The following is a 13,496-nucleotide window of genomic DNA, read 5'->3' on the forward strand; positions in this document are numbered from 1 at the left end:
TTTTTACGACGTGGAGCGACTCTGGGAAGTAGAAGTCGAAGACGAATCTGGAAGGCTGGCCCCGTCGACGGTAACAGATATCGCCCTCGATGCCTATAATTCATCTGGGGCTGACCGATTCGTCGTACACTATTTACCGCCTCACGCACCGTTTATTCACTGTGAAAAGAAGTATGATCTTGGAGAGAAGTCTTGGGGTGGAGAGTCTCACGATGTGTGGTTTGGTCTGCAAATAGGCGAGTTTGATGAAGCAGAGGTTTGGGAGGATTATGGTCAGAACCTTTTAACTGTACTAGATGAAGTAGAGCGTCTTGCCAAATACGTAGATGGAGATATCGTCGTCACTGCCAATCACGCGAATGGTATGGGTGAACTAGGGCAGTACGGTCACCCAGGGTATGTTCCCATACCCGCGGTGAAAAAAGTACCTTGGGCTAGAATGGCTGGTGAAGGACAAAAGTACGATATTGAACATCTCCAGTCAGTAGAGTCCAGTGGGGGGTCAAAGGATATAGTGGAAAAGCGGTTGGAATCGCTGGGTTACGTCTAGTCAACACTGACCGATCACTGTTCTTTGTACTCTAATGCATATGAATTTAAAGCATACCACTGAAAATTGGTTCTAGGCCTTTGCTCGATAGCTCATAAGTCTAACAACACTACCATCTAACAGGACTGCTCTTTATTGGGCTTTGATAGATTCTTCGAGGGGTTTTTATTTTAGATGTTAGTCTAAAACGTAAATGGCTGAGTCCAATCGTGAAGACATTACTATAAGTCAATTGCTTGAAAAGAGTGCCCAATCTGCGCTCAATATTCAGCGAGAGGATGGGTCTTTTCCAGCAGGACGGAATTATACTTATGATGAACCAGAGACACCTGTTCGAACAACATCACACTGGGCAGTAACCCTATCAGAAGTATACAAAATAACAGGTGCGGATAAATTCCAGGAAGCCGCAAATGCAGCTTTAGACTATCTTCTTAGTGACGAAGTTCGGCCATACGGGTATACTTTTCACTGTCGAAAGACCACAAACAAAGACCAATGCAATGGGATAGTCGGACAGGGAGGTCCGATTAGGGCGCTTGGACACGCAGGATCAATACTTGGGAGAGAGGATGCAATCGAAACCGCCTTAAAAGTATATACACTTCATCCGTTTGACGAAGACCTCGGGTTATGGGAACGTGTTGAAATCAATGGTAAGAAACTCTCGTTTGATAGGACCCTTAATCACCAAATTCTGTTTGCAGCCTCCAGTAGCAAACTAGCTTCAGAATCAAACTTAGTTGCCGATCAGATTGAGACCTTTCTCAATAATTTAGAATCAAATATGCGCCTTCATTCGAATGGCCTAATTAAACACTATATTCGGCCACCACCGACTGATATTATAAAAAAGGTGTTCTATACACCGCGTCATTACGAAATGATCGTAAATGAATTGGTTTACCACTACTACTCGCGATCGTATGAACGAAGAAAGAAAGAACGAGGATATCACACAGTAAACCTCTCCGCGTTATCTCGTCTCAAACGTTCCTTTGAGAATCATAGTGTGTGGGAGAGCGATAAGATCAAACAATGTCTAAAATTTTTGCTAGCTAACAAGGAGGAACTTCTTGCAAAAGAAGATACTAAACATGGCTCAGGCTTGCCAGGTATTGCAACCGCAAAAACATTGTACTGGCTCCAAAACAGAAGTGCCGAAGAACTAACGGAATTAGTGAGTAGAGACATTTCCGAAAATGTAAATAGGAAATCATATTTACTGAATGCTGGTGGCTCTAACTTGCATAACCAAGCCGCACGAATATCGCTACTCGTTGAGTTCCCTAATATAAAGCTATCCCTTAAATAGGCTTGTTGTACCGATCGAGGTGGCACTGAGAGCATCCTAGAATTATAAAAAGCTTTTTCTTCAATTATACTAAAACAAGGATGATGGGTTCCAAAAAAAGGGTTACCGTTGTCGATGCTTATCACGATTCTGATCGGGGGGGTGCAGGCATTCTAGCAGGCGTGATTGACACCCTGCATCATATCGAAAACGAGGAAGAATCGGATATTGCAATAGATGTCGTGTATCGATTCTCTGATGGTGATTCTCGATTTGCAGATGCGGACAGACACACCAGTGTGCGGTATCCTGACGTCCAGACACACGGACAGACGATTTCGACTAGCTGGCCCGATAAGTTCCCAATAAATTACATATATGCCTTGAAGATGGTCCTTACTTCGTTGGTGGTACTTGTTCTGCCCCAATTATCCAAACGCTCTGGTGTTCACGCAATCAGAAATTCGGATTATGTTATTAGTAAAGGCGGCCATTTTTATCAGTTTCAAGACAACAACTCACTTCGTTCCTACTTTTCAGCATATCACAAGCTGTACACTCTCCTACTAACAATTAGACTACAAAAACCACTAGCTATTGTTTCACATTCATTCGGCCCATTCAACAACTATGCCGCAAGAATTCTCATAAAATACGTGCTACGTCACGCATCGTATACAAGTGCAAGAGAAGTTCGCTCGCTTGATATCATTGAACAGTTAGGAGGGGACCGGTACAATTTAAACGCAGATACAGCCTTTGCAATGGATCTTGAGGTCAATGAGGGTGCCAAAAAGATAATTAATGAGAATTCACTTACAGAAAAGGACTTTGCCGTCTTGACAGCACGCCAGTGGGACTTTCCGAACTACGATCGAGCGGAAGTTCCACAACTTTACGACGATTATCTTTCCGAAATGGCAGAACTTGCGGATTGGCTTGTGGCCGAGGAATACGTGACAAACATTGCTCTAGTCGTACACAATAATGGTACACACCAGCCTCATGAAGATGACAGCAAGCCTGTAAATAGTATCTGTAGACGAATGAATCACTCCAACAGTACCATAATTATTGATGATGATCTCTCTCCCCAAACACAGTCCGAACTATACGGCAAATCGAAGTTGATGATCGGAACGCGAATGCACTCTGCAATCTTTTCGTTTGTAGGAGGTGCACCAGCGCTTGCAATCTCTTATACTCACAAAACTGAAGGAATTATGGCTATGCTCGGATTGAGTCGGTACGTCGTACAAATTGGAACTATGAATCGCGAAAAGGCAAAGAAACGACTCAAAGAGATCATCAAGAATCGCGAGAGTATAACCAACCAGTCGTCTGAACGCATTACTATACTTAAAAAAGAACTTACTTCGGATATCAAATCACATATCTCGCAGTAGAAACTTATACAGAACAATGGTTGGTTTCAGTGCTTTATTTAGCTCACAAACGGATATTGAATCTCCCAAGAATTTAATTAATGATCATCTCTGTTGGACTGGAAATGAAATAGCATATGATTACTCTGGAGAAAAGGCAGAAGTTTCAATTTCATTCCACGAATATTTCTCAGAAAGACAGCCTGTAACGGCCAGAGAAGACGTGTTTATCTGGATTTGGGGAGATCTCAAAGGCTATGAAATCGGGGATAAATATCAATCACGGGATGAGAGTATGGGAAAGGCCGAACTGTGTACAAAACTATACAACAAGTTCGGGCTAGATTTTGTGAGCAAATTAAACGGTGAGTTTGCAGGTATCATTTACGATCGTCAATCGGAGATTGTGCACGCCTTTACCGACCAATTAGGGTCAAGACCAATCTACGTAGCCCGCGGAGATGATAACGAACTCGTCTTATCCACGCAAATTCAGCTCATCCCTGAATACTCTAGTATCACCACGTCGCTCAACGAAGCATACCTGTGTGAATATATCTGTTATAACCGGGTTTTTGGAATTCACACACCATTTGAAGGTGTACAAAAAATTCCCCCTGGGTCAATACTGACGTTTGACCTTCAAGAACAAGGTCAACAACAGACCCAATATTGGTATCCATCACTCAAACCCTGCAAGAAAAGTTATAATGAAATAGTCCGAGAGTTCATTGAAATATTTCGAAAATCATTACACGAATGTATTGATCCTAGAAAAAATTATGGTCTAATGCTGAGTGGTGGTAGTGATTCCCGGCTGATTTTGTCTATTTATAATAATTTGATCTCATTCCACATTTGTGATTGGATGAATAGAGAAGCTCGCCTAGCCCAACGTGTAGCAGATACGGCAAATAGTGAATTTCATCTATTACAACGTAATGATTCGTACTATAGTGATATAATTAACATATCGAGCAATATAAACAATTTCAATGGATTTTTCCAAGAAGGACACGCATTAGGATTTCAAGAAGAGGTCACAAACAACGTCGATGTAATGTTATTGGGAATGTTTAGCGACGCTCTATTTAAAGATCATCTCTTCCCGCTTAAAGAATTTAATATACTAAATAATATGGTCTTTTTACCTATGAAAAAAGAGGTAGATACGCTTGACAAATATCTGAATTTGATGAGCAAATCTGTTCCAGATTACTACGAAGACTTTGACACGACAAGAGAAATTCTTGAAGATAACATCTCCTCTAATAATAAAATAAACCACCACGGAATCAATTACAATGGTCTTTCGGACCTCGTGCAACAAGCCAGTTATTATCCTCTTACTAATGATCCAGATTATTTTCACTACCAGAGTTCTCTTCAGTTAGCGCCTCATCGAACTCCTTTCTTGGATAAACGTATGATTGAATTTCACCTAACTATTCCAAACCAATACCGACTCAGAAAGGATATTATCAATGATGCTATTTCAATATTAGATTCTGATTTGGCTAAAATACCACACTCCTCGACGTTAACGCCTTTGAATTATCCCTACTTTGTTCATTGGATAATGAATAATATACGGAAATTTAAGGAGAAATATTTCCCAAACGATGCACCGCGCCCTTATCTGACGGATTCCCCATGGCCCGATTATTCGAAACTTCTTCAATATGATATATTCGGCGATAGAGAAATAGAAACCATTCAAGAAAACATCCAATCTCTGCCGAATGTGGATGTATCAGCATTCAATCACTTGTATAAGGAGGTCTCGGACGGTAGTGGGGACTGGCAAGACGTTTACTCTATACTCACACTTGGTTATATGCCTGCGATAAATACGATTTCGAAATATCATTCATAAAATATTTCACCGACTAGAGATAGTGATCCCAATGAACACAGTGACGTCTATCTCAGTCATAATACCTGTCTACAACGATTCTGAAGGGATCCGGACGACCCTCAACGCACTCGTTTCGCAAACAGCTTATGACTACGAGATCCTGCCAGTCGACAACAATTCAACGGACCAAACGAGGGAAGTGATTGCTGAATTTGTTACCAGCAATCCGGATATTGTTTGGCCACTTGAAGAGACTAATCGCCAGTCATCCTATGCCGCACGAAACACCGGGATTGAATATGCTTCAGGTGACGTTCTTCTTTTTCTGGATGCCAATATGTGGGTCACAGACACTTGGGTTGATGGAATGACCACTACTCTTGAAACCCGCGGTTGTGACTACCTCGGTTGTGATGTCAAACTCGTCGCGAACGACGAACCAACCTTCACCGAACGCTACGAACAGGCCTTCTCTTTCCCGGTCCAGACCTATCTCGATAACAAGCACTTCGCTCCGACCTGCGCTCTCGCTGTTCGACGTGAAGTTTTCGATAAAATAGGCCTTTTCGACGAACATCTTGAATCAGGTGGTGACAAGGAATTTGGCCAGCGCGTGCATCGAGTAGGCTTCGAACAGTGCTATACCAGCAATGTAACCGCTTATCACCCGGCACGCAACTCATGGGACGCACTCAAATCGAAAGCACTCCGAATCGGGCGTGGACGAGCACAAATGCGTAAATACCACCCTGAAGTTGGCACATATCATCATCCTCTACACCCAATTAATTACGTCCCACCGAGTCCATTCCGTCTCAGACGACGTTTCTCCGGTTATAGTACGTCACCCCTAACGCTTGTCGGTTTCTATCTTCTGGAATTCGTCCTGAAGCTCACGCAGACATACGGAATGATCCACGAATCACTCGCACTACTCCGTACTGAACGAGAGAAAGACTGATGATTTCAATTCTTGTCCCCGTCTATAACGATCCAGAAGGAGTTCAGATAACTATCGAATCACTTCTTAACCAAACGGTGGATCGACAATACCAGGTTTTTGTCGTGGACAACAATTCAACTGACCGCACTCTCGAAGTTGTGCAGTCCCACGACGACAAAATCAACCTTCTTGTCGAAGACGAAATCCAAGGCTCCTACGCCGCCCGCAACAAGGGCATCAAAAACATCGAGAGCGGTGTAATAGCTTTCCTTGACGCCGATGAAACTATCGACGAAAACTGGCTCGAAAAAGCCATAGCAGCAATGAACGAACAGGACGTCGATTACCTCGGGTGCAACGTTGAATTGACTCTTCCGGAGGACACCCTTGTCGGCCGCTACAATGCTCGTACCGGATTTCCCGTCAAACAGTATCTCGAGGAGGAACACTACGCTCCTACCTGTGCTCTTCTCATCCGAAGAGACGTCTTCGAGGACGTCGGCCCATTCGACGCACGACTTATTTCCGGCGGCGACATCGAGTTCGGCCAGCGCGTCCACGAGGCCGGATATGAGCAAGGATACGCCGAGGACGCGGTCGTCTACCACCCGGCTCGAACCAGATTCAAACCCCTCGCGAAGAAGAACTTCCGCGTCGGCCGCGGCTTCTGCCAGAAGCAACGCTACTACCCCGAGCGTTACGGGAACCCCGGGATCCCGCCGACACCAACCGGTTCCGGGACCAATGAGAACGCTGACGATCCCGAAACGGTCACTACGCGTCTGGCCTTCGCTTTCCTCTCGGTTGCGATGCTCGCCTGCCGCGGCTTAGGCTACTACTACGAATTCTTTTTCGGCCAGAAACGAGATGACATCCCGGCCCCTACGAATTAGCCTTTGCCACGACGTCCGGCGTCACTATCGCGTACAGATACCCCAGTCCCACAGCACTGGTAAATACGAAGATAGACGCCAACTGCTTTACCCCCGACATCGACGGCGACTGAACCAGTTCTTTCACCCGCTTCGGCACAAAGTGCGTCAACAACTGCTTCAAATACGCGCTCTTGTCGTCGGGCGCGTCCGGATACAGCAGATCCATCACGCGCTTTGAGTAGCCCTGCCAGAACGACCGGAACACCAGCCACCGAAATTCCCCGCGATACTCGAACAGTTTGTGGTGCACCACCGCATCCTCGGTGAAGACCATTCCCTTCCCATACTCCTCTAACAACCGAATTCCCACAGGGGCCTCGTGGGCCTGCAGGTGCTTGTCTCCCTTTCGACCTGTATTCGGATCGTAGCCACCAACTTCCAAGAATTCCTCTCGACGGTACGAGATGTTTGAACCGTAGGTGTTCCGAACTTCTTCACCATCCTCGGCGAATCCGGGCTCCACACACCCTACAAGCCAGTAGAACTCTTCGGGGAAGAAATCGGGTTTCTCGGTCTGCCAGTCGGCCCTCACATCGCCGCCGACCGCAATTGCGTCCGACGACTCATAGACATCCACTAGCCGCTGCACCCAGGCCGGTTCGGCGGTCGCGTCGTCGTCGATGAACGCGACGATCTCTCCTGACGCCAGCTCCGCGCCCTTCGTCCGGCTGAATGAGATGCCTCGGTTCTCTGCGTTGTTGTGGACGATGACGTTTTCCTCGCGGCCGAAGTCCGACTGCACGCGCTCATACACTGTAGGGTTGCCGTCGACGACGAGGACGATCTCCAACGGCTCGTACTTCTGGGTGAGCACGCTCTCGACGCACTCCGAAAACGCCTCGTAGCGATCCATCGAGTACGTGCAGACGACGACGGAGACCTTCATTGGGGCACAGGTCTTCGAAGTCGCGAATAAGGATTGTGTTTCGATACCGAATTCCGCGCGCGGCTGCCTGTAGGCACTCTCCAAGATGAGGAGGTGCCGTTCTTTGATCGCGTGAATTCAGGGTTGCCTCACGTCTTAAACGAGTATATTCCAAGCAACGCGGCCCCCTCGACTGCTAGGCTGACCTCACTATTTTCCTAATCGGGGTCTCGCTTCGAAGGCTGCTATTCGCTGGAGTATTCGTTGAGCGGCTCCCACTCCTTTCGCATCAACTCGAAGACGTTCTGCTTGAGTGTCTGTCGCGATCTGGCTTTTCCGCTTTTAATTATCCACAAGCGTGTTCGACTCTACGGAGAGTGTCTCTCGGATCCCCTTGGTGCTGCGTAACGGCTGTTCTTTTGTATTCGCTTGATTCCATAGTGACAAATGACAACTCTTAATGAACTCGTTTCACGATTTGCGGGAATATGTCCCTGAATATTGGTTCCGCGGTCACGAACGGCCTTGGTCGAGTCGTTAATCGAAATGGCGGGATATTACTTCTAGTTGCAGCAGTACTCGGTGTTTTGTGGCAACTCCTCGTCAACAGCATTTTCGTTCAGATGCTTCCCTCCGATTTTCCGGGCTCCCTTGGATTAACGATTGATCTGCCTTTTGGAATTCTAGCTGTTAGTGGCCTTCTCGTGTTCGTTCTCCTTTCGTACCTCACGATAGTTGCCATAAGAACGTTCGTTGCTGGCGAAACGACTCAAATCCCAAGTGAGTTCCTTCAGCGTCGAATTCCGTGGGTTCTCGCTAATCTCATCGTGGGCGGTATCGTGTTCACTCTCCTCCTTTTCATCGGAACGCTACTCTTCGTTATTCCGGGTATCATCGTCTACCTCTCGTTACTTTTTATGACCGTCTACATCGCCGTTAATGACGAGAATTTCCTTAGTGCGATGAGCAGTAGTTGGCATCTCACCCGTGGAAGTTGGATTCGACTCTTCGTTCTCCTTGCAATCATCATCGTTCCCACGATGGTCGTATTTGGAGTTCTCTCAGTAGTATTCTCGATCGTATTCGGCCCTAGTTCAATGGCTTCGCAGATCGTTACCGGCCTGATTTCATTGCCATTTAGCATTCTTATCCTCGGCATTTTAGCCGACGCATTCGTCCAACTTCAAGAAGAGCAACACGAAACATCGACTGAATCGGCTACAGTGGACCGTTCCACAACTGAATATTAAAAAAATTGAAATCCTAGATACGGCGGAAGAGCAGCAACGCCGCAGCCATAATGGAAGTTAGTGTGACGATCACGCCGAACCCTGGTGTGGTTGCTGGTGTGTTCACTGTGGGACGCTCTGTGGTTGTTTGATCTGATGTGGAAGTCGTCGTAGAGTCTGACGGCTCAGTCGTTTGGTCTGGCGTATCCGTTGGTGGACTGGACGTCTCTTGTGGTGTTGGCGTAAGCTGATCGACCACAACGATGTCGTTTGAACCAACCGTACTGCCACCAACACGGAGCGTTACTTCTCCAGTATCGTCGAGGTTCTCCTCACTAAAGTCGAATGTTGCCTCGAAGGTACCATCTTCAGCAATCACTACGTCTTCTGTCCCTGCAAAGGTAGGTGAGACACCACTATCTGAACGGATACGGACGCTGGCTTCTGAACCGGGTGCAACGTTCGTCTCACCGTAGACAGTCCCCTCTCCTTCATCTGTAATGCCGCCGATGGCGATTTTTACTACACCGTCGTCGTTGCGATTGGCGAATGCTACTTCGCGCTCGGTAAGCGTGAACTCAGTATTCGCTGATTGGCTTTCACCGGACAAGAAATACGGGAACGCTGCAGCATCCCGGTCACCACCGGCACCACCTAACGGTCCTTTGCCATTTTCGAACTCATAGCGTTCATCCTCGTCGGTTTCATATTCCATCTCGACTGAAAAGTCGGTCTCTTCATCGATTTCGTTGTTGAAGGCATCGTTCGAACTTGTATCGACCACAATGTAGAGTTCTCCTGCTTCATTATCCGCGATGACAAAGATATCCTGCTCATTGACGGAATCGCTTCCGAGGTTCAACGACGTGGGCGCTTGATTAGCGATGGCATCGTTTGCCTCAACTTCGAGCGTCACGCCCTCTCCTTCGCGCTCTTCAACGAGCGTGTGAAGGGTACTTGCGCTGAAGCCCTCTTCGAGTGCGTCGAAACCGCTGCCCTCGTTTGACTCCTCTATCGCGACCATATGACCGTAGATCCCGCTGGCTTCGGCGCGGATTACTAGTCGGTCCTCGAGGGCAATTTCCTCGCGTTCGGTGAGAACGTCGCGCAGTTCCGTCAACTCGTCATTCTCATCAGCATTGTCAGCCGGTGCGACGAACGTTTCGACCGAGTCCAATGTGGGACGAGTTAGATCCACAACGGTGAGATCCAATTCATTATTGAGCTCTGTCTGACCGTCATCATTGACTATAAAGACATTGTCGGCACCTACAGATACGTCGTAATCAGTGGGCTGCAACGGTCGGACAAGTTGCTCAGAGATTCCTTCGCTATCCGCATTAATTAGTCCCAGTTCGTCGAGATATGCCTTGAATGAACCATCATCTGCGTCCGACGCAGTTAATTCGTCACCATCCTCGTCGACGAAGACGGGATCGTTGGCCGCAGAGGAGATTCCGCCGTGAAGTTGGCTTTCGACAGTATCGTCCTCACTGTGGTATACAGCGTCGTACTTTGAGTTTGCACCCAGAGAGCGGGTGTTCACTTTGAAGGTTACCTCATTGTCATCATCGTCATCCTCAATGTAGAGGATATCAATGAATCCTGCATCCTCATCGCCGAACTGAACGAACGCATCATCAGTGTCTTCAAGTTCAACTGTCATCTCGACGATATCGCCAGCGGTGTGTACATATGAACTTTCCTCGAAGGAGGCGTCCACGTCGAGGTCAGTGACTTCGATGGTAGCACTATCGGAAGCGGAGGTATCGGTCACATTGAACTCGAAGTCGTATTCGCCCGTATCGATGTCAGTGAATCCGATAGTGTACTCACCGTCAGAGAGCGTGGCGAGCGTAATGCGATCTTCATCGCCATCAATCGTCTCGATTTCGAGCTCACCGTTCTGATCTTCACTGTCACCGAAAATTGTTGCTAGTTCTTCGGCACTCAGGCCATCAGCGCTAACGTTGACAGCATAGGAGCCACGATTTGAGTCAAACTCGACAGTAGTCGAGCCTTGTTCGGTGACTTCCTCGTCATCGAAGGTGACGTCAAGTGTCTGCGGCAGCACCTCCACAGTCTCTGGAGGATCGCCAGCGCTCGGTTCTTCCGGTGGCGTGAGATAGTAGTCGCCACTCTCCAGTTCTGAACTATCAAAGGTAATCACACCATCGTTATCTGCTTGTAGTTGTTCCTCTGTACGCGCGCCATCGTCTCCTTCCCACTCGCTGAGGACAACATTGCTATTGGGAGTGTAGCCTGCGACAGCAACTTCCTGTCCCCAGAGGAGTTGTTCGTCTACAAGGCTATCATAATTATTGAAGAATACATCAACATCGTAATCAGCAGGATCTGCAATCTGTTCAATTGTCAATTGAACACTCGTATCACCAGTATCACCGTCAGTTAATGTTTCATTCTCGTAGGCGTAGACATCGTATGTTCCCGCATCAAGTTCCTGTGTTTGAAGTCTCCCAATAGCAATATTGTTCTCTTCGGGTGCGTACGCGGATTCGTTAGTCGCGACTGGTTCATCGGAATCATACGCTCCGTCGTCGTCTACGTCAACAAAGACGAACAAGTTCGAGGTTCCGACCGTATCGTCATCAACTTCTACGTTTTCGAGATTCGTTCCGCGATCGATATTATGGGCATTTCCATCTCCATTTCCGAGATCTAAATTCGCTGCTCCAGAAGGCTCTTCCAGTGTTAGCTGGACGCTGGTTTCGAAGTCAGAATCTCCGTCACTCAACGTCTCACCCTCGTAGGCATAGACGGTATACGTCCCTGAATCGAGACTGTCGGTTGGAAGTGCTCCGATGTCGACATCGGAATTTGATCCGCTATAGTCTGATTCATTGGTTGCAGTCGGCTCGCCGGAATCATACACTCCATTACCATTTTCATCGATGAAGACAAACATCGTCGAACTTCCGGCATTGTCGTCATCGACTTGGATATTCTCAGCGATGTGCCCAGATCTGTAGTGTGGTCATTTCCGTCACCACTTCCAAGATCTAAGTTTGTTGCACCGGAGACAGACTCTAGCGTAAGACCCACATCGGTATCGAAACCGGAGTCTCCATCATTTAGCGATTCATTCTCATACCCGTAGACGGTATATGTACCTGGAGCAATTCCTTCGGTATCGAGGGATCCAATATCGATATTGGAGTCACTTCCAGCCCCACTGTATGTGGACTCGTTAGTGGCGACTGGCTCATCTGAATCGTATTCACCGTCGCCATCTATGTCAATAAAGACGAATAGTGTAGAGTTATCGGCGTCATTGTCGTCAATCTGGATATTTTCTAATGTTGTTCCTTGATCGGTACTGTGGCTGTTTCCGTCGCCGCTTCCAAGGTCCAAACTCGTGGCAGCAGCACTTGTCGATCCTGTGAACGCGATGGGTACAGTGATACCACTTAGAATGACCAAGACTGCGAGGGACACAGCTTGCCGTTTATATACTGAATTTCTACTCATTGTTGATGGGTAACGGTCACTATTCTTATCCGGGGACCAGTCGGGCAGTTTCCCCAGGGCAGCATAGCATCTATCGTCGGGGATTGTGTTTTAGTTCTCACTATACTTACGAATATCTTGTGCCTGCTTTACGGAATGCAAGGAGAATGACCCGGGGCTTGACCCCGAGGCGGTTCACCGTGTCGTGATTAGTTAAGCACCAAAATCATACTGGACTTAAGACGGCTGTATGACTGAAATCACCGGGACACTGCGTGTTCAGGTGCGGTTCGTAACTTGATCAAGGTAAAACTGCGAATGGAAAGCAGACGTATGAAACCGTTCGAATTTCCACGAATCAGGCCACCTACATAGGGTTACTCACAGTATTATCACGGTTCTACCAGACTGGTTAAAACCAACCCACGTACTCACCACACTCTGAACATTCAGCCCGTGTAATCCATTTTTCTCCCTTATCGTGTTTCCAAGGCGGTAGCCGGCTGACGCGTACCGAAAGCATCCCACATTCAGGACACTCAGCAGGAGGGTTTTCAGACATCTCTCTACGACGAAATCACTCAGAATAGCTGATAAAATCATTCGGAAGGTCTAATCTTGATTTCACCTAATTGGGTGTCTGAGCGGGTGTCTGTACGAATACCCTATATTGCCGAAGTCGTTGACCACTCTATTAGCTACGCTAACTATTAAATTATAAACACGACCGCGAAAAATGATTTTTCCGTCGGCTAATGGAAAACGACTCTAGTCACGAAATCCGCCTCATAGAACGAAGCCCCTTCCGGAAAAATACGTCCGCAGTTCTCACTTCACTCCCGCAGTTACCTTCCAATACTCGCGTTTTGCATTTGGATTACCTCTATCCACCACGGCGGCGATTGGAACTCTGGCAGGAACAAGAGGAAGATTCGATTACAGAGATCACGATTCTGTACGCAGGATATC

Annotated in this window: 10 protein-coding genes; 7 read left to right on the plus strand and 3 right to left on the minus strand. The window is 47.2% G+C overall.

All coding sequences use genetic code 11. The features are described 5' to 3' along the window. The first annotated feature begins 10 nt into the window (after nucleotides 1–10). The 6 genes from ACP99_RS20485 (at nucleotide 11) to ACP99_RS08870 (ending at nucleotide 6,923) form a co-directional block, all read left to right on the plus strand. Complete coding sequence (locus ACP99_RS20485) at nucleotides 11–550, plus strand: hypothetical protein (RefSeq protein ID WP_197052403.1); 540 nt, start codon at nucleotides 11–13, stop codon at nucleotides 548–550. 193 nt (nucleotides 551–743) lie between these two features. Then, nucleotides 744–1,865, plus strand: a complete 1,122-nt coding sequence (locus tag ACP99_RS19090) for a hypothetical protein (protein ID WP_081927313.1) — start codon at nucleotides 744–746, stop codon at nucleotides 1,863–1,865. A gap of 83 nt (nucleotides 1,866–1,948) precedes the next feature. After that, nucleotides 1,949–3,250 carry a polysaccharide pyruvyl transferase family protein gene (locus tag ACP99_RS19095; RefSeq protein WP_197052404.1) on the plus strand — a complete coding sequence of 434 codons (1,302 nt, stop codon included), beginning with the start codon at nucleotides 1,949–1,951 and terminating at the stop codon, nucleotides 3,248–3,250. 16 nt (nucleotides 3,251–3,266) lie between these two features. Beyond that, a complete protein-coding gene (locus ACP99_RS19100) occupies nucleotides 3,267–5,105 on the plus strand; it encodes an asparagine synthase-related protein (RefSeq protein ID WP_081927317.1) in 1,839 nt (612 codons plus the stop codon). A gap of 31 nt (nucleotides 5,106–5,136) precedes the next feature. Continuing rightward, complete coding sequence (locus ACP99_RS19105; RefSeq protein WP_081927319.1) at nucleotides 5,137–6,048, plus strand: glycosyltransferase; 912 nt, start codon at nucleotides 5,137–5,139, stop codon at nucleotides 6,046–6,048. Next, nucleotides 6,048–6,923 carry a glycosyltransferase gene (locus tag ACP99_RS08870; RefSeq protein WP_049986261.1) on the plus strand — a complete coding sequence of 292 codons (876 nt, stop codon included), beginning with the start codon at nucleotides 6,048–6,050 and terminating at the stop codon, nucleotides 6,921–6,923. The genes ACP99_RS19105 and ACP99_RS08870 overlap by 1 nt, the downstream gene beginning before the upstream one ends. On the opposite strand, the gene aglG is transcribed toward ACP99_RS08870, so the two are convergent. Further along, entirely contained in the window at nucleotides 6,913–7,851 is a 939-nt protein-coding gene (gene aglG / locus ACP99_RS08875; RefSeq protein ID WP_049986262.1) for a glucosyl-dolichyl phosphate glucuronosyltransferase, read from the minus strand. The two genes, ACP99_RS08870 and aglG, sit on opposite strands and share 11 nt — an antisense overlap. A 467-nt stretch (nucleotides 7,852–8,318) precedes the next feature. Here aglG and ACP99_RS08880 point away from each other — a divergent pair, with 467 nt between their 5' ends. Next, nucleotides 8,319–9,080, plus strand: a complete 762-nt coding sequence (locus ACP99_RS08880) for a hypothetical protein (RefSeq protein ID WP_049986263.1) — start codon at nucleotides 8,319–8,321, stop codon at nucleotides 9,078–9,080. 13 nt (nucleotides 9,081–9,093) lie between these two features. Here the strand turns inward: ACP99_RS08880 and ACP99_RS08885 are convergent, their stop codons facing one another. Further along, on the minus strand, nucleotides 9,094–11,985 hold the full coding sequence (locus ACP99_RS08885) for a BGTF surface domain-containing protein (RefSeq protein WP_156105635.1): 2,892 nt from the start codon (nucleotides 11,983–11,985) through the stop codon (nucleotides 9,094–9,096). A 954-nt stretch (nucleotides 11,986–12,939) separates the two neighbouring features. Beyond that, entirely contained in the window at nucleotides 12,940–13,089 is a 150-nt protein-coding gene (locus tag ACP99_RS21605; protein ID WP_449271589.1) for a DUF7160 family protein, read from the minus strand. Between the last annotated feature and the right edge of the window lie 407 nt (nucleotides 13,090–13,496).

The sequence above is a fragment of the Halobellus rufus genome, assembly GCF_000739575.1.
GTDB classification, from domain to species: domain Archaea; phylum Halobacteriota; class Halobacteria; order Halobacteriales; family Haloferacaceae; genus Haloquadratum; species Haloquadratum rufum.